The sequence below is a fragment of the Porphyrobacter sp. TH134 genome, from assembly GCF_002855495.1.
GTDB lineage: Bacteria > Pseudomonadota > Alphaproteobacteria > Sphingomonadales > Sphingomonadaceae > Erythrobacter.
The window spans coordinates 1-17,105 of the sequence record NZ_PKRO01000053.1 but is presented as its reverse complement, the minus strand read 5'-3'; the positions used below and the strand labels follow the sequence as shown (position 1 = coordinate 17,105).

At 64.3% G+C, this 17,105-nt stretch carries 14 protein-coding genes; 3 read left to right on the top strand and 11 right to left on the bottom strand.

Annotated features, from left to right (window positions below; translation table 11 throughout):
• Nucleotides 1-576: 576 nt before the first annotated feature.
• The 6 genes from C0V72_RS14760 to hisD are packed head-to-tail and all read right to left on the bottom strand — an operon-like array spanning nucleotide 577 to nucleotide 6,783.
• Entirely contained in the window at nucleotides 577-1,806 is a 1,230-nt protein-coding gene (locus tag C0V72_RS14760; RefSeq protein WP_101794904.1) for an MFS transporter, read from the bottom strand.
• Nucleotides 1,803-2,573 (bottom strand): HpcH/HpaI aldolase family protein, encoded by a 771-nt coding sequence (locus C0V72_RS14755; protein WP_101794903.1) that lies wholly within the window; start codon nucleotides 2,571-2,573, stop codon nucleotides 1,803-1,805. The genes C0V72_RS14760 and C0V72_RS14755 overlap by 4 nt, the downstream gene beginning before the upstream one ends.
• Complete coding sequence (locus C0V72_RS14750; protein ID WP_101794902.1) at nucleotides 2,570-3,724, bottom strand: cobalamin-independent methionine synthase II family protein; 1,155 nt, start codon at nucleotides 3,722-3,724, stop codon at nucleotides 2,570-2,572. Before C0V72_RS14750 ends, C0V72_RS14755 begins: the two co-directional genes overlap by 4 nt.
• The gene (locus tag C0V72_RS14745) at nucleotides 3,721-4,476 is read right to left on the bottom strand and encodes an alpha/beta fold hydrolase (RefSeq protein ID WP_101794901.1); all 756 of its coding nucleotides are present in this window, start codon (nucleotides 4,474-4,476) and stop codon (nucleotides 3,721-3,723) included. Before C0V72_RS14745 ends, C0V72_RS14750 begins: the two co-directional genes overlap by 4 nt.
• On the bottom strand, nucleotides 4,473-5,516 hold the full coding sequence (locus C0V72_RS14740) for a LacI family DNA-binding transcriptional regulator (RefSeq protein ID WP_101794900.1): 1,044 nt from the start codon (nucleotides 5,514-5,516) through the stop codon (nucleotides 4,473-4,475). The genes C0V72_RS14745 and C0V72_RS14740 overlap by 4 nt, the downstream gene beginning before the upstream one ends.
• Entirely contained in the window at nucleotides 5,494-6,783 is a 1,290-nt protein-coding gene (hisD, locus tag C0V72_RS14735) for a histidinol dehydrogenase (protein ID WP_172439054.1), read from the bottom strand. Before hisD ends, C0V72_RS14740 begins: the two co-directional genes overlap by 23 nt.
• Nucleotides 6,784-7,017: 234 nt before the next feature.
• Between hisD and C0V72_RS14730 the strand changes: the two genes are divergently transcribed.
• Nucleotides 7,018-9,654 (top strand): TonB-dependent receptor, encoded by a 2,637-nt coding sequence (locus tag C0V72_RS14730; RefSeq protein ID WP_101794898.1) that lies wholly within the window; start codon nucleotides 7,018-7,020, stop codon nucleotides 9,652-9,654.
• A gap of 150 nt (nucleotides 9,655-9,804) precedes the next feature.
• On the opposite strand, the gene C0V72_RS14725 is transcribed toward C0V72_RS14730, so the two are convergent.
• From C0V72_RS14725 to C0V72_RS14710, 4 genes are read right to left on the bottom strand one after another with little or no spacing between them, the layout of a single operon-like run.
• Entirely contained in the window at nucleotides 9,805-10,863 is a 1,059-nt protein-coding gene (locus tag C0V72_RS14725) for an ester cyclase (RefSeq protein ID WP_101794897.1), read from the bottom strand.
• Nucleotides 10,864-10,875: 12 nt separating this feature from the next.
• Complete coding sequence (locus tag C0V72_RS14720) at nucleotides 10,876-11,601, bottom strand: SDR family NAD(P)-dependent oxidoreductase (protein ID WP_101794896.1); 726 nt, start codon at nucleotides 11,599-11,601, stop codon at nucleotides 10,876-10,878.
• Between the two features lie 4 nt (nucleotides 11,602-11,605).
• Nucleotides 11,606-12,583, bottom strand: coding sequence for a cupin domain-containing protein (locus tag C0V72_RS14715; RefSeq protein ID WP_172439053.1), 978 nt, complete (start codon nucleotides 12,581-12,583; stop codon nucleotides 11,606-11,608).
• Complete coding sequence (locus C0V72_RS14710; protein WP_172439052.1) at nucleotides 12,580-13,602, bottom strand: ester cyclase; 1,023 nt, start codon at nucleotides 13,600-13,602, stop codon at nucleotides 12,580-12,582. Before C0V72_RS14710 ends, C0V72_RS14715 begins: the two co-directional genes overlap by 4 nt.
• Before the next feature lie 241 nt (nucleotides 13,603-13,843).
• On the opposite strand from C0V72_RS14710, the gene C0V72_RS14705 reads away from it, so the two are divergent.
• Complete coding sequence (locus C0V72_RS14705; RefSeq protein WP_101794894.1) at nucleotides 13,844-15,214, top strand: L-serine ammonia-lyase; 1,371 nt, start codon at nucleotides 13,844-13,846, stop codon at nucleotides 15,212-15,214.
• Nucleotides 15,215-15,358: 144 nt separating this feature from the next.
• Here the strand turns inward: C0V72_RS14705 and C0V72_RS14700 are convergent, their stop codons facing one another.
• Entirely contained in the window at nucleotides 15,359-15,988 is a 630-nt protein-coding gene (locus C0V72_RS14700; RefSeq protein ID WP_172439051.1) for a TetR/AcrR family transcriptional regulator, read from the bottom strand.
• Nucleotides 15,989-16,223: 235 nt separating this feature from the next.
• Between C0V72_RS14700 and C0V72_RS14695 the strand changes: the two genes are divergently transcribed.
• A complete protein-coding gene (locus C0V72_RS14695) occupies nucleotides 16,224-17,057 on the top strand; it encodes an alkaline phosphatase family protein (RefSeq protein WP_172439050.1) in 834 nt (277 codons plus the stop codon).
• The last annotated feature ends 48 nt before the right edge of the window (nucleotides 17,058-17,105 follow it).

Here is a 17,105-nt window from a genome sequence, read left to right as displayed (position 1 = left end):
GTCATGCTCTCGGCTGTACCCGGCGCATGATCGGCTCAGACTGATGCCGAAATCGGCGGGAGCTCCAATAAGCTACACCACGCCGTGGGACACGATCTCAGCGTATGCGGCTTAAGTTTAAATCCTCAGCTTCATGCAGTATGTCCGGTGCTGGACTATGGCCTACCGGGGCTAAGAAGGATCGGCCTTCGACACTGGCAGTCCGGATTTTGCGTTTTATCCGATATCAGAGTGCTTCTCTTTGTGGTACAGCCGTTCCTCTCTCGTAATAACTTTGTCAGACCCCATGCTGCTCCAATAAGGGTTCCCAAATTTCTTTGACAACGCCGTTCAGTGCACTTGCCTCGGACCACCGTGCGTATTGCTTTCGACTAAGCGATCGGCGGGATTGGTGAGTGGCGCTGAGAGCAGAATGCCGGCTTTTGGCGGAACCGGTTGTTCAACGCAGCGGCCGCCAACGACCGGCTCTGGGTCGAGAGCTTCCAGATGGCTATCGAGGGTAGGCGTTCTAGAGGCGAAGTGCGAACCTGCGTGATCCGCGCACCTCACAAGATCTATTCGGTTGATTGGCGTAGCTCAGGCTGCTGGCCGTCCCGCTGTCTCGGGAAGAACGGACCATATCCCAGCAGCCATGAGAAAGCTGACGGAGGCGAGTGCCATGACGGGAGCGAGCCCCACCGCCTCGGCCAGCGGGGCGGTGATCAGCGGCGCGGTCATGCTGATGACGCGGCCCCAGTTGTAGATCGAGGCCGCGGTCGAGCGCAGATGCGGCGGGTAGAGCTCAGATAGCCACGGCCCCCAGATCGCCGAGGCGCTGAGCATCACGCCATAGGCAAAGCCGAGCGCCTCGAGCAGTTCGAGCGGAAGCGGCACGAAGAGGTAGACCGGGATGATCGCCGCAGCGAGGACGAACCCCGCCGCTCCGCTGCGCCGTCCCAGCCGGTCGCTGATCCAGCCCCAGATCAGCCCACCCAGTGCGGCGCCGATGAATTGCCAGCCGAGTACGTCGCCCACGACCGTGTCGGGAATGCCGCGCTCGCTCTTGAGGTAGGTGCTCGCCCAGCCGGTGAAGGCCTGATAGGCGAAGAAATTGAGCCCCGACATCGTCGCCAGCAGCAGGGTCTGACGCGACACGCCGGGACGGAACAGCTCGGCGATCGGGAGCTTCGAAGCCGCCGTCGTGCTTCCCCCCGGCGCGCCGCCGAAAGGGATAATCCGGCGGTCGTCGGGCACCACAATCAGCGCAAAGAGCGCCAGCACCACTGGTGCCGCACCGGCATAGAGCAGCACCTTCCAGTCCGCTCCGGCCCGGAACGCGGCGGCAGAAAGGAAGCCCAGCGCCGAGACCGCGACATTGTAGGTGCCGAGAACGAAGCCTGCGATCAGCCCGCGCACGCGCACGGGAAACAGGCCTGAATAGATCCCGACCGCGATTGGGTACATCGCGCCCATGAAGAAGCCCATCAATACCCGCTGTCCGACCAGCGAGGCATAATCGGCCACCACCAGCCCCGACAGCAGCATGGTTCCGTAGCCGATCATCGCGATCATCAGCGCATTGCGCCGTCCGATGGTGTCGGCCACCTGCCCCATCACCACCGCGCCCAAAATCGCGCCCACTGCCTGCACGGTATAGAGCGATCCCGATTGCGTCAGCGACAGGCCGAGATCATCCTTGATATAGGGCCGCAGGATATCGACCGTATTCCACGACCAGGCGTAGAAGAAATAGCCTACCAGCAGGAATACAAGCGCGGCGATACGGCGGGTCTGGCTGATGTCCTCGGCGCGCTGCATCGCGGTCATGTCGCAAAACCCGCCGCGCGGGCGAGGCTGGCGGCACCCTCGCGCAGGAAGCCGTGGTCGGAGCCGAGCAGGAACAGGCTCGCACCCTTCTCGCGCCACATTGCAGCATCGGCGGGGCGCGGCGTGAACATCCCGCAGGCCCGCCCGGCAGCGCGGCAAGCGGCAAGGATGCGCTCCACCGCTGCGATCACTTCAGGATCATCGGGCGAGGTGCAGCCCAGGGCAATCGTCAGGTCGATCCGCCCGATGAACAGAGCGTCGATGCCGGGGACAGCGGCGATCGCGTCGATGTGCCCCAGCGCCTCAAGATCCTCGATCTGCGCGATCACCACGCTGCGCGCGGCGCTGGCGGCGAGGTGATCGGGGATGGGCAGAGTGCCGTATCCGGCCGCACGGCTCGATCCGGCATAGCCGCGCCGGGCGGGGCCGCCGCCGGGGCCGTAATGGACGCTGGCCGCCACCGCCTCGGCTTCGGCAGCGGAGCGGACGTGGGGCACCAGCACCCCGTCCGCGCCGCAATCGAGTGCGCCCAGGATTTCGTGCGCCGCCGAGGAAGCGGGGCGCACCAGCACCGGCATTCCCCCTGCGCGCGCGGCAAGGATGCAGGCGTCGAGATCGCGGCGGTCGAAGGGGGCGTGTTCGGCATCGAGGCACAGGCAATCAAGCCCGGTCGAGGCGAGCACCTCGACCACGTGAGGATGCGGCGTCTTGACGAAGGTGCCAATCAGGGGCGCGCCGCTGGCGAGGCGGGTTTTGAAGTCGCTCACGCCGCCGCCCCGCGCCAGAGGCGTTCGCTCGCCAGGGCTGCGCCGTCCGCGAGGGTCTTCAGCTTGGCCCAGACAATCGCCGGATCGACCACCCCAAAGCCTGCGAAGGTCGAAAAGCCGCAGTCCGTCCCCGCAATCACCCGCTCGCGGCCGATGATATCGGCGTAGCGCTCGATCCGCTCGGCGACGACACGGGGGTGTTCGATGAAGTTGGTGGTGCTGTCGATCACGCCGGGGATGAGGATTTTCTCCTCGGGGATGAGGTGCGCCATTTCGGCGAAATAGGTCCAGTCGGCCTGATGGCGCGGGTTGCTGGTCTCGAACAGGAGCCCGGCTGGCTTGGCCTTCATCAGGGTGGGTAGGATCACCCCCATTTCGACATCGCAGCAATGCGGGCCTTCGTAATTGCCCCAGCACACGTGCATCCGCACGCGCTCGGCTGGCACGTTGCGCAGGGCGTGGTTCAGCGCCTCCACATGGCCGCCGATGAGGCGGAGGTATTCCTCGTCCGAGCGGTCCTTGTACATCATGTGCCGCCCAAGCCCGAGGTCGGGGCTGTCCAGTTGCAGCAGCAGCCCGGCGGCGGCGATCGCCTCGTATTCGGGCCGCATCGCCTCGGCCAGCGCTTCGAGATAGGCATCCTGCGAGGGGTAATATTCGTTGGGCTGGAACAGCGCAATCACGCCGGGGGAGGCTGCGTTCATGAAGCCGCCAACCGGGCAGTGCGCAGCCATCGCGGCGGTCATATGGGCAAGATCGGCCTCAAGTGGGTCCATCGATTTGACCGCAATCGGCCCCACGCATTTGGGGCGACGATAGGTCGGGGTACCGCCCCCCTTGGCCTGCCTTTCTAGAAAACTCGGGAACATCTCGAGGTCGGCAGGCGGCGTACGCGGACTATCCCCGTCAAACCCGGTGATGCGGTCCTTGATGTAGGTCGCGTAGCTGATCTTCGACATCTCGCCGTCCGAGACCAAGTCGATCCCGGCCTCGACCTGAAGGCGCACAACCTCGTCGACCGCCGCGTCGATCACCGCATCGAACCGCGCCTGATCGATCGCTTCCCCGCGCTCCTGCGCGAAGACGAGGTCGGTGACCTCCTTGGAGCGCGGGAGCGACCCGACGTGAGTGGTCAGAATGCGGTCGGTCATGGGGCAGGGCGCTCCTCTGTCTGGGCATGGGAGAGCGTGGGCAGCCACGCGGCAAGGGCATCGGCCAGCGCATGCGGTGCTTCGAGCGGGAGCATGTGGCCGGTGGGAAGGATGTGGAGCCGGGCCTGTGGTATCAGCCCGGCCCAGCGCCGGTGCCATGAATGCGGGCAAAGGGCGTCCTCCTCGCCCGCCATCAGCAGGACGGGGCAGACGAGGCGGGAAAGCGCCTCGACGCGGTCCTTGCGCAGGCGCAGTGCCTCGGACTGGCGGACGAAGACCTCCTGGCCGAGCGCCATGCCCATGTCGCGCAGCAAGGTGAGAAGCGGCAGGTTCTCGCGATTGGCCGCGGCGAGGTAATTGGGCTTCAACTCCTCCACCAGCACCCGCTCCAGCCCCCCGGCGCGGACCTCTGCCTGCTGAATGGGGCGGTGCGCGGCGCGTTCGGGCAGGTCGGCGGTGGCGTTGTAGCCGATGAGGCCAAGTCCGGCGATGCGATCGGGCGCCAGCACCGCCATCTCGACCGCGACAATCGCTCCCATCGAAAAGCCGATCGGGATCAGCTGACCTTCGGTCGCTGCAAGAGCGCGCGCAGCCATTGCGGCGATGGTATCGTCCTGCGTGGTGTCGGCATCGGCCGGAGCGCGCCCCGTGGCCGCTTCAAGCGCCACGCGAACCGCCCCGCTCGCGCCGTCCCACAGCCGGGCATCGCACATGTTGCCGGGGATCAGCAGCGGTAGCGGTGCCGACGTCATCCCAGCCGTGCCGAACGTCCGGGGAGCAATTCTCCGCCGAACAGGCGCTGTTCGGGGATCATGCCGGGTTGCTCGATCCGCTCGATCAGCATGTCGACCGCCGCCTCCGCCATCCGCCGCACAGGCTGGCGGATGGTGGTGAGCTGGTATCCGCCCCAGGTCGCCGGACCGACGCCGTCGAAGCCGACGATCGAAAGCTGTTGCGGGATCGCCAGATCATAGACCCCCCGCGCACAATCCATCGCACCCAGCGCCATCGCATCATTGGTCGCGATCACCGCATCGAGCGCGCCGCCCGATGCCTCCATCAAAGCCCGCAGACCCTCGTCGCCCGAGTGATAATCGAACCCGCCGCGGTAGATGAACGGCTCGATCCCTGCGGCGGCAAGGTGGCGGCGGGCGGAATCGAGTCGCTCTTCGCCAACATAGCTGTCCTGCGGCCCGGCGATGATCCCGAAGCGTCGATGCCCGGCGGCCAGCAGGTTCCGCACCAGTTCGCGCTCGCCCGAGGCGCTGTCGCAGCAGACGCTGGCAGCAGGCTCGCCCTCGCCGACGCGGTTGTACAGGATGATCGGGATGCCGCGATCGTTGAACTGGCGGATCTGGTCGTCCTTCAGCCGCGCCGCGATAATCGCCCCGTCGACCCGGTAGGGCCAGATCAGGCCGAGCATCTCGTCGATCTCGCTCTCCGAAGCGAGGCTGAACAGCAGCACCCGGTGCCCCTGCGCCGAAAGCCGCTGGGTCAGTTCGGCCAGCACTTCAGGGTAATAGAGGTTGGTGAGGTTGGAGATTACAACCGCCACCAGGTTGGTGCGCCGGGTGATTAGGCCGCGCGCGAAGGCATTGGGCTGGTAGCCCAGCTGCTTGGCCGCGCGCATGATCTTCTCGCGGGTCTTGGGCGCGATCGATGCCCCCGTGCGGAAGGCGCGGCTGACCGCCGATTGCGAGACCCCTGCCAACTCGGCGACATCATAGGACGTTGCGCCCGAGCCGCCCGGCCCACCTCCCGGCACAGCCTCAGACAGCTTCTTCTTTGGCATAGCGTCTCACCCGAATGTCGGCCTGTTCCTTGTGCCCGGCAAAGCCTTCGATGGCGCACAGGCGCGAGCAATACTCCCCCACCATCGCGCTCGCCGCGTCGGTCAGTACACGCTGATAGGTACACGTCTTGATGAACTTGCCAACCCACAGCCCCCCGGTGAAGCGGGCGTTGCCGCGCGTCGGGAGTGTGTGGTTGGTGCCGATCACCTTGTCGCCATAGGAGACATTGGTGCGCTCGCCTAGGAACAGGGCGCCGTAGTTGGTCATGTGTTCGAGGAAGTAGTCGGGATCGCGGGTCATCACCTGCACGTGTTCCGACGCGATCTGGTCGGCGATTTCGACCATTTCCTCGTAGCTGTCGGCGACGATCACCTGGCCATAGTCGGCCCAGGCCTTGGCAGCGATTGGGGCGGTTGGGAGGATGGTGAGCTGGCGCTCAATCTCGGCGATGGTGTCGCGGGCGAGCGTTTCCGAATTGGTGAGCAACACAGCGGGCGAATTGGGGCCGTGTTCGGCCTGCCCCAAGAGGTCGGCGGCGCACAGTTCCCCGTCCACAGTCTCGTCCGCGATCACCAGCGTTTCCGTGGGGCCGGCGAGGAGGTCGATCCCGATCTTCCCGAACAGCTGGCGCTTGGCCTCGGCGACATAGGCGTTGCCGGGGCCGACGATCATGTCGACGGCGGCGATGGTCTCGGTTCCCAATGCCATCGCGGCTACGGCCTGCACCCCACCCACGCAATAAATCTCGTCCGCGCCCGCCATGTGCATGGCGACCACGATCGCCGGATTGGGCTTGCCCTGATAGGGCGGGGCAACCGAGACGATGCGCTTCACACCGGCGACCTTGGCCGTGACCACGCTCATATGCGCCGAGGCGACCAGCGGATACTTGCCGCCGGGCACATAGCACCCCACGGAGTTGACCGGGATATTGCGGTGGCCGAGCACTACGCCCGGCAGCGTCTCGACCTCGACATCCTTCAGCGCATCGCGCTGGATCTGCGCGAAATTGCGCACCTGCGCCTGTGCAAAGCGGATATCCTCGATGGTCTGCTGATCGAGCTCGGCATAGGCGGCATCGATTTCGGCCTGGCCGAGGCGGAAGTCGGCAGGGTTCCAGCCATCGAACTTCGCCGACCAGTCACGCATCGCATCATCACCACGTGCCTTGATGTCGGCAATGATGGCCTCGACCGTGGTGCGAACCTGCGCATCGGCTTCGGCGGCGGCATCCTCGGTGATGCCGGTTTTGAGATAGCGTGCCACGAGTGTCGTCTCCCTGTGAGTGCAGGCGATCCTATGCATAAGTGACTTCGGATGCAAGTGGAACGGCTCAGGATTCTGAAGGCGTAGGCTGTTGAAGGGCTCAGATTGCATGGCATTTCTGCAACAATGCGCAATTGATGTACGCTAATTGATCCATTCCAGTACGATTCTTGTTGCATCCGAAGTCAAATCCGGCATTCCTCTATCCCGGCAACCAACCCGAGGGGAATTCACATGGCTGGTCAGTTCAAGAACGCTATCGCCGTCAGCGTCAGCATCATCGCGCTCGGGACCGCCCTGCCGGCCCACGCACAGGACAGCTCCACGGGCAGGACCGAGGCCGCCGATGGCATCGGCGAGATCATCGTCACATCTCAGCGCCGTGAGGAAAATCTCCAGGACGTGCCCATCTCGGTCTCGGCCTTCAGCGCGGAACAGATCCTTGCGCGCGGCACCTTCGACATCGGACGGCTTGAAGGCTTTGTGCCGGGTTTCACCTTCGGCCGTTCGGGCTCGGATGCGCGTCCGGCGATCCGCGGGGTGCGCACCGAAAATGTCGGGGTCAACGGCGACACCACCATCGGCTTCTTCGTCGACGGCATTTACCAGTCGCGCGCCAGCCAGGCGACCACCGGCTTTGTCGATATCGAACGGGTCGAGGTCCAGCGCGGGCCGCAGGGCACACTCTATGGCCGCAACACCTTTGGCGGCAACATCGAGATCCGCTCCGCCCGGCCCGAGCTCGGCGATCTGCTCGCCGGGGCGGATGTCCATGTCGGTGAGTTCGGGCGGTTCCGTACCGATGCCTTCGTCAACGTGCCGCTGGGCGATACGCTGGCGGTGCGCGTGGCGGGGTCTTACGAGACCTCGGACGGTTGGGTCGAGAACGTCAATCCGCTCGGCAACAACCTGTTCGACGACAACAGCCGCTACCTTCGTGCCGGGATCCAATGGGAGCCGAACGACGCTTTCTCGGCCTACCTCAAGTTCGACTATTCGACCCGCAAGGGGGCGGGCGGTTCGGCCTTCGGCTACAAGATCATCGGCTCCTATTTCGACGTCGGTTCGCGCCAGCAACTCTACAACGCGGCCCCGGTGACCAACCTCAATACCCGGCCCGGCAACCGCGACGGGGTCAATGATGCGCTGCCGGGCGGCCCGGCGACCAGCGATCTGGGCGTGCCGATTGTCGCGCCGGGCGATGGCTACACCATCGATACCGACCAACCGACTATCCTCGATCTCGAAAACACCGCTTTCACCGCCGACCTTGCCTACGACTTCGGCGGGGTGAAGCTGCGCTCGATCACCGGCTACACCGATTTCAGCGCAGTGCGCACGTCGGACTCGGACTTTTCCGGCAACCAGATTGCGATCGATTTCCAGGATACGCGGGCCGAAACTTTCAGTCAGGAAATCCAGCTGCTGTCCAGCGACACGACCAGCCGTCTCGACTGGGTGGTCGGCGCCTATTACTTCAAGGACGACCTGACCGGCATCTTCATCAACCAGCAGTTGCCGCGCATCATCCGCAACGTGACGCCCAACCTCAATCTCGCCCAGAACGGCGGGGGCTTTTATGACCAGCAGCGCGCCTCGACCGAGAGCGTCGCCTTCTACGGTCAGGCGAGCTACGAGGTGACCGACAGTCTGCGTCTGACCGCGGGGCTGCGGTGGACGGAGGACACCAAGGACTTCGCCTTCGCCAATGCCAATGCCGTCCTGCCAACCAGTGGCACGCCGCCGGTGCCGCAGGGCACCGCGATCACGCTGGCGACCGGGCCGATCCCCGACAGCGCCTTCGGGGTGCAGGGCGCGCCCACCAATTGCACCTACACCACTTTCCCTCCGCCGCGCCCCGGTTTCCAGTGCCTTGCCGCCAACACCACCGTGCTGACCGGCGCAACCTACGACACGGCCAAGTTCCGCAAGGCGACTTGGCGGCTCGCGGTCGATTACGATCTAACTCCGGACAACCTGCTCTACGCCAGCGTCTCGACCGGTTTCCGTTCGGGCGGGTTCAATTCGGGTCAGGGCCCTGCGGCCCTGCAGCCGACCTTCGATCCCGAAGAGGTGACAGCCTATGAAATCGGCTCGAAGAACCGCTTCCTCGACAACACCCTGCAACTGAACCTTGCGGCCTTCTACAACCGCTTCAGCGGCTTGCAGGAACAGCGGCAGGTGCCTCAGGGTTCGACCACGCTCTCGATCATCGAAAACAGCGCCCGCGCGCGCGCCTATGGGGCCGAGGCAGAGCTGCTCTGGCGTCCGGTGCCAGGGCTCGAGATCGGGACCAACCTAGCCTATCTCAATGCCCGTTACTCCGAATACGACCAGGTGCCCGCGCCCTTCGGCACGAGCATTCTCGTCACCGATGCCAGTGTGACCGCGCCGACCATCGTCAACGGAGTGCAGATCGCCGCGGCTGGGCAGCGCCGTGTGTTCGCGCCGGGCTATGACTGCGGTCTGATCCCGGGCACCGGAGGCACCGGCCAGCCCGCAGCGGCCTTCGGCTGCGATATCAGCGGCAATGCGATCCCGCACTCGCCCGACTGGACCGGCGCGGTGTTCGCGAGCTACGAGATTGATCTGGGCAGCCTCGGCACGCTGACGCCGTTTGCGATCATGAACTTCTCGTCGAGTTTCTTCGGCCAGCCGTTCAATTCCGTGCTGGAGCGGCAGGAGTCCTTCCAGAAGGTCGACCTCCGTCTGACCTGGGCCTACAACGAGAACATCTCGGTCCAGGCCTTCGTCAACAATGTCACCGACGAACAGACGCTCACCCGCTTCGTTTGGGGCGGCGGGGCGGCCTTGCAGGCGAGCTATGCCGCGCCGCGCCAGTGGGGGGCTATCCTGAGCCTGCGGTTCTGATGCGAACAGGCGAGGGCCGAAACATGAAGGGGCGGAGGGCTTGGCCTCCCGCCCCTTTCGTTTGCCGGGCGCCAGCGTTCTCCAGCCGTCCTATCCCCGATGCCGCAGGCGAGGGCCCTCTCAGTCAGCCACGGGGGCCGGGCGCTGCTCTCAGCCTTGCGTGAAGCCTGCGATCTGACGCAGCACGGCGATATCGTCCCAGATGGTGACTTCCTCGCGCACACGGCCTTGGATTACCCGAAAATGGCTGACTGCCATGATTAGCAGGGGCGCGCCCGTCGGCTCGCCATAGGCCCCCGCGCCTGCGTGCGTGCCCGCCAGCGACCAGCGCACGGCGACATCGCAGGCTTCACCCAGATACGGCACCTCGGCAATGTGCTCGATTCGGAGCCTTGCACGCGGGCCGAAGGCGGCGCGGATGGGTGCGCGCCAGTCGGTATGTTGATCAGGACCATAAAGGAAGCGGCCACCGGGCACCCTCGCGTTGAGGCGGAAATCCGATAGCGCTGCGGCCCGCCCGCGGTCACCGTTCTGCCAACAGGCACGTAGCAGATCGACTGCGATGCGCTGTGCATCAGTCGCCGCTTCGGCATCGACAGAATGGAGTGCCTCGGCGTGATAGGGCGCGAGTACCTCCACCAGAGAACGCCCCGCCTTCGCGTCCTGCGCCGCCTGCCGCGCAGCAACTTTCTGGGGATCGAAGCCCAGCTGTTCTACCAGTGCAAGATTGTCGCGCACCAGCCATTCCTCGACAATGCGGTTCTCTCGGCACAGGCAATCAGCGATGGTCCGCACCAGCACACGCTTGCCTGTGGCGGGGCCGAAATCGCTGTCGCCTAGATTGGTCATCTTGGACGTGATGAGGTGCGAGGACAGGAAACTGCCGTTCCCCTCTTCCGACCAGATCACGTTGTCACCATCCAGCCTTCGATCTGGAAAGGCGGCGAGCGTGGCCCAAGTGTTGTCGACCACGGTTTGCGCGCCAGTAATGGGGCCGGCGAGTGTGTGGATCGCGCAATCATGTGAGTACCACTTGAGGCACAGGTCAACCTCGCGGTCGTGCCAGATACGCTCGGTGATGCGAATGATGTAGTGCGGGAAATCGACAAATTCATCGGCGAAGCCAGGCAACGCCATTCGCCGCTCGGGGCCCGGGCTTATCATGTCGGTGATGTCGGTGGTGGCGACACGCATGACGGGAGGCGGCATGACGAATCCTTTCTATTGTGCGGTCCAGCCGCCGTCGATCAGCAGACTGTGTCCGGTGATCATGGCCGCTGCGGGTGAAGCGAGATAGACAACCGCTGCGGCGACCTGTTCTGCCGTCGCCAGTTCGCCCATCGGGATCATCCGCTCCACAAAGGCGGCAAAGGCCGGGTCGGCGAACATCGTCTCGGTCATCGGGGTCTTCACGAAGGTCGGAGCGACACAGTTGACCCGGATTCCGGCGGGCGCAAGCTCCACCGCCATCGCCTTGGACAGCCCTTCGAGCGCGTGTTTGGTCATGCAATATACCGTGCGGTTCGGTGAACCTACACGGCCCATCTGACTGGTCATGTGGATGATCGTTGCTCCGCGCACCATTTTGCGTGCCGCCGCACGGGCGATCCGGAAAGGTGCCCTGACATTCAGATCGAGCATCAGATCGAGCGCTGCGTCGGTGGCTTGCGTGAATGGCTCTGGGCGGTTGGTCCCCGCGTTGTTGATGAGGATGTCGAACGCGGGCGCTGCGGCAATTCGGGTCAGCACCTCCTCGCCAGTGACGTCGTAAGGCCAGGGATCGAAGGCTTGCCCAAGTTCCGCGCTCAGGCTGCCAAGCTCGTTTGAAGCGCGCGCGACACCAGTGACATGCGCGCCTTCGGCGGCGAGAGCGTGGCAGATGGCGCGACCAATGCCCTTACTTGCGCCCGTGACCAGCGCGCGCTTTCCTTCCAGCAGACCGGGCATAGCGTCAGACCGGTTCGCACACAGGCAGCTTATCGCCCCTGCGCACCTGCACCACCTTCGCCGCGGCGTTCCCGCGGTTTGCAAGCGAGCGCACTGCGCCCGCCGGCACGGTGATGGTGTCACCGGGGCCGCACAGCGCAGTCTCTTCGCCGATGCCGACTTCGACGGAGCCTTCCGCCACGAACCACACATCGGGTACCGCCAGCCGGTGGGCAGCAATCGCCGCATCATGGGCGAGCGTCACCTCGGCTACGGTGAAGCCATGCGGCCAATCGATGGGGGCCGTGCCGATCAAGAGCCTCTCGGCGATCCCCGCTGTCCTTGGGTGCAGAGCCGCCGGGCGAGGCAAGTCTGCAGGGATCACGCAAGACGCCAGCGCCGCCGAATCCGCGCGGGTCAAGGCCGCAACCTGTGCCACTGTCGTCTCGGGCATCAGCCGGGCGCCCTTGGGCACAGCCTCGACCTTGGCGGTGTCGATCAGCGTGCCGTCTTCAAGCAGGACCAGACCATAATCGCGGGCCATGTCGAACACATAGGGCGCCCATAGGACATGGCCTGCATCGTCCCCGCCGAGCACGGCCCACAGGAAGCCCGTATCCTCGCCGACATTTTCGAAGCCCCGGAACAGCCGGGTCGGGATCGAGATCAGATCGCCCGGGCCCATGAAGACCTCGCCATCTGTCCCATGCTCGCCCGACATGAAGCGCCAGCGCCCGGAGAACACGTAGAACACCTCGACCGTTTCATGGCTGTGCTGCGAATTGAGGCAGCGCGGCGGTTGGCGGGCGCCGCCGATGTTGAAGCCGTGGGGCTCATTGATGTGGACGTGCTGTTTTGGGTTTTCTGCCACACCCGGGCCGATGATGGTGAAGTTCTCCTTCTGGTCCGACCCTGGCGAACGAGTGTCAATGAAGGCGTCGCGGCACGGAATCAGGTCGGCGTAGCGTACGATCCTACTTTCTATGGAGGGCGCGCCGGTCACAGGCTGGTCCTTGGATGGCCGCGCAGATGGGCGATCCGCCCCAAGATGTCGTAACCCATCTGAAGCAGAAGGTGGGTGATATCGAGCGGCACCCAGTTTTCAGCTATGAGGCCGTTCTCGCAGCGGTAGAAGTCCATTACCCGCATGCCCACCGGGCGCCCCGTGGCCGGCATGCCGCAGAACCCGTTCCCGGTGTGGGTGGCGGTCACACTTGGCCAGCCGCCGGTGACGACGAAATCACCATCCCCGATCCGCCCGATATGCTGCCCGCCCCGCCGGTCCGGGAAGGCGGTCAGGAAGGGGATCTGGTGGACCGTGCGAAACCCGTCGAGTCCGAAAGCGGTGCCGATCCCTGCCGGGCCGTACCAAGCGAAATTGGGGCTCCACCACGGAACGAGGTCCATCGAATCGAGGCTCTTGCCGTCAAAGGTACCGAGCGCGGCGTGCATTCCCCTCACGAGCGCAAGGTTGGCGTGACCGACGGCGTGGTCGGTTGCGGAAAGCGCTCGTGCGTTGCCGCCCGGCGCAGGCCACTGGTGCTCCGCCCCGAGGCTGGGGGCGAGCGGCCAGAGACCCGCCTGCCGGATGAGATCGAGAATATCGGGCAGCATCCAGCTTTCCGCAATGCACCCATCCGCATCGATGCGGTGGATCTCGCCGAAACGGACCCAGGCAGGCTTGTTGCTCGCCGGAATGCCCACGAGGTCGGAAGTGAAGGTGCCGTGCCAATGCCCCATCACCGCGATCATCTGAGCGCCTTCGAATTCGTCGGTCGCGACGATCGCATGGGTGCGAGAGGCGTGGTGCAGGCTGTCGAGCAGCGGAGTGAAGAAGCCGTCCAGACCCGCGGCCAGCCCGTCCAGGTCGTTGAAGGGGTGGGCGATGTGGAAGCGGCAGTCGGGGGCGAAGACGGCGGTTGCGGCTTCGGTGCGGGCATCGGCCGGAGCGGCGGCGAGCGCGCGCAGTCCGGCATCGATTCTCTGCTTGGTCGCGTCACTATGGGCGCTGGAAGCTGCCACTGGTACTCCTCCTCCGGTCGGTCCGAATAAAGGCTTTTTTGCATCCGCAGTCAACAACAAATCGGGATCAGTAGCCATTTTTGTCTCACCCGTAGTGCGTCGAGTAAAGTCAATGGTTCGCTGCGTGAGGGGATGGGTTGAGGGCCGACGCTTTTGCGCCTATCCTGGCATTGCAAGCGGCGTCAGCCGACCTTGTTTTGCATTCGCATTCATCGGTTCCCGTCGCCCAGAGGCGCTTCCTATGCTCTCGATCCTTCACCTTTTTCGCATCGGCATTGGTCCTTCGAGCTCGCACACCGTGGGGCCGATGCGCATTGCCCGACGCTTTGTCGCCGCTCTGGCTGGGGCGGGCAAGCTCTGCGAGGTGCGAAGGGTAGCGATCGAGTTGCAGGGCTCGCTCGCGCTAACCGGTGTCGGGCACGGGTCGGTCGATGCCTGCGTGCTGGGATTGATGGGACTGGAGCCCGAAAGCATCGATCCTGACGACGTGCCCGCGCTCCTCGCCGAGGCAGAGACGGGCGGGATCCGGCTCTTGGCCACCCACCCTATCCAATTCGAGCGTGCACGCGACATTGTGCTCGCCTGCGACGTGATCCCCGAACTGCACCCCAACGGCATGCGCCTATGTGCTTATGGCGAAGGCGGGGCGCCAATCGCCAATGAGACCTGGTATTCGACGGGCGGAGGCTTCATTGCCTCAGCCCGCCAGCTTGCGGCGCCAAGCACCGACGATCTTGTCGTCAGCCCGGTGCGCGCGGCGCAGCCCTATGCATCGGGCGCCGAACTGCTGGCGTTGTGCGAGATCCATGGGCACGATATCGCCACCGTGGTGCTCGCCAACGAGGCCGCATGGCGCCCTCAGGCAGAGACCCTCGCCGGGATCGATCGCCTGATTGCCGCAATGCATGCCTGTATCGACCGCGGGCTTACGAAGGAGGGGCATCTGCCAGGCAGTCTCGCGGTGCGCCGCCGTGCGCCTGAACTGTGGCGCAAGCTCACTGCCGCTCCCGCCAACGAGGCCGAGGTGCTGATGGACCGGCTGAACCTCTTTGCCATGGCAGTGAACGAGGAGAACGCTGCCGGGGGGCGGGTCGTCACCGCCCCCACCAATGGCGCAGCAGGGATAATTCCGGCGGTGCTTCGAGAATATTGTTCCGATGGCTCGCGCGCGCAGGATAAGGCGCGGCAATTCCTGCTCACGGCGGGAGGCATAGGCCTCCTCTACAAGCAGCGCGCCTCAATCTCGGGGGCGGAGATGGGGTGTCAAGGCGAGGTCGGTGTGGCCTGTTCAATGGCGGCGGCGGGTCTTGCCGCCGTTTGGGGCGGCACCCCGCAGCAGGTCGCTGCTGCTGCCGAAATCGGGATGGAGCACAACCTCGGCCTCACCTGTGATCCCGTGGGCGGCCTTGTGCAGATCCCATGCATCGAGAGGAACGCCATCGGCGCGGTCAAGGCAGTCAACGCTGCGCGCTTGGCGTTGCACAGCCACGAGGTCGGCAAGGTCTCGCTCGATCAGGTGATCGAGACGATGCGCCAAACCGGCATCGACATGTCCTCGAAATACAAGGAGACCAGCCTCGGCGGACTTGCTGTCAATGTCGCCGCTTGCTGAAGCGTCAGTCAGCCCGGCTTACCAAGACGGCGCCTTTCGCCAAAGCCGGCAGTCCATGACGCAGCAAACATCGCGCTGCTGGCCGATTTTTGCGGAGATGGCCATGGGAACGCTGGCCGCAGATTGCTATTGATGGCCCGATGTTCATTCAGTCGGACGGTCAACGAGCACCGTAATCATCAATTCCTTCATTAAGTCGACCACTCGACGTTCGAGCGCCTCGTTCGTCCAGAGCTGGCGCTCGAGGGTCATGCCGCGAAACATGAACCGGGCCAGATAGCGGACAGCTTCAACTCGCTCAGCGGTGGCCTCGGTGCTGCTGAACCTTGAGGCCCAACCCGACCCGATCGCATCATCCAGCCCTGCCATTACCGGAGCAAGCCTTGCCTTGAGCGTCTCATCGCTGCGGGCTGCCATCCACAATTCCAGCAGCACGACCGCTTCTGGCCCGCTGTAGATCTCGAACGCCGAATCCAGCGTTTTTTCAATGCGTGTTTCAAGGCTTGCATCGGCGGGAATGATCCGGTCTGCATTCTGCTGAAAGCGGCCGTAGACATGTTCGGCAACGGCAAGGACAAGGTCGGTCTTTCGGTTGCCGAAATGGTGCTGCAGCGCCCCTCGGCTGACATTCGCGCGCTCTGCCAGGAGCGAAGTCGAAAAGCGCGAATAGCCCAGTTCCGCGATGAGATTGACGGCCACCGATAGGATCAAACTGCGCGTCTGGACGCTCTGCTGCTCCGCGACCTGAAGCCAATCTTCGCGGGTCAGAGTCACCAGTTGCTCCTTTCAAGCGGCTGCGGCGGCATAGCATGCCATGAAGGCGTCACAAGATCATCATCAAATTGCAGCACCACATGCATTATTGCATGTGATAATGAATGCGCTTATTCGTTGCCTCTATCGCGCGGCTGGCAACAGGTGAGGGATGATGACGAAATACGAGGTAATAGGCGGGGCAGTCCGCCAGGATTCAACGTTACGGGCGAGCGCCAGGAGGTTGAGCGCAGTTGTGCTGGCGCGCGCCCTTGCGGTCATCCTGTTGCTGTCACCTACATGGGCTGCGGCCGGTGAGGGTGAGGCCGAAGCCCCCGCCAGTTACACCGTGATGATCTCCATCGACGGGCTGCGGCCGGCAATCTACCTTGATCCGGAAGGCGAGGGAGTTACGATCCCCAATCTTCTCAGTCTGCGCGACCGCGGTGTGCATGCAGAGAAGATGATCGGGGTCTTCCCCACGGTCACCTACCCGTCCCACACAACGCTGGTTACGGGCGTTGCCCCGGCACGGAACGGTATCCCGAACAATTTCCGTCCGGGATCGCGGGAGTGGTATCTCAACGCCTCCGACATCAAGGTGCCAACGCTTTGGGATGCCTATCGCCAAGCCGGCCGTAGCACTGCAATCGTAACCTGGCCTGCCACCTATGGCGCCAAGGTCGACTTTCTCATCCCTGAAAACCTCTCCTTCGGGATCGATGATGTGCCCGGCAAAATCGCTGCTGGCTCGACGCCAGGGCTTTTTGAAGCATTGGTAGCCAAGGCCGGTTCATTCCCCGTGCCTGCGTTCGAACATCCTGACGCAGGCGAAAAGCTGGACCGAATGACGGCCGCCTTCGCAGCCGAAGTGATCCGCAGTCACAAGCCGGAACTGCTCCTTGTTCACTTCCTCGATGTCGATCATGTCATGCATGCATCGGGGCCGGATTCTGACGCAGCACGACATGCCGTTGATCTGGCTGATGCCAATCTCGGCGCGATCCTTCAGGCGTTGCGTGACGCGGGGATCGAAGACCGCGGTGGTGTAACTTCACGTCTGGAAATTCGTTTGGAGTTTGGTCTTTGAGCCCTTGCCGGGGCATGGCCCCGGCAAGGGCTGTCCGATCTGGTATTC

Excerpts from the sequence above, each read along its gene's own strand:
- C0V72_RS14760 (WP_101794904.1), bottom strand. The coding sequence starts at position 1,806 with ATGACCGCGATGCAGCGCGCCGAGGACATCAGCCAGACCCGCCGTATC.
- C0V72_RS14750 (WP_101794902.1), bottom strand. The coding sequence starts at position 3,724 with ATGACCGACCGCATTCTGACCACTCACGTCGGGTCGCTCCCGCGCTCC.
- C0V72_RS14745 (WP_101794901.1), bottom strand. The coding sequence starts at position 4,476 with ATGACGTCGGCACCGCTACCGCTGCTGATCCCCGGCAACATGTGCGAT.
- C0V72_RS14740 (WP_101794900.1), bottom strand. The coding sequence starts at position 5,516 with ATGCCAAAGAAGAAGCTGTCTGAGGCTGTGCCGGGAGGTGGGCCGGGC.
- C0V72_RS14730 (WP_101794898.1), top strand. The coding sequence starts at position 7,018 with ATGGCTGGTCAGTTCAAGAACGCTATCGCCGTCAGCGTCAGCATCATC.
- C0V72_RS14725 (WP_101794897.1), bottom strand. The coding sequence starts at position 10,863 with ATGCCGCCTCCCGTCATGCGTGTCGCCACCACCGACATCACCGACATG.
- C0V72_RS14720 (WP_101794896.1), bottom strand. The coding sequence starts at position 11,601 with ATGCCCGGTCTGCTGGAAGGAAAGCGCGCGCTGGTCACGGGCGCAAGT.
- C0V72_RS14705 (WP_101794894.1), top strand. The coding sequence starts at position 13,844 with ATGCTCTCGATCCTTCACCTTTTTCGCATCGGCATTGGTCCTTCGAGC.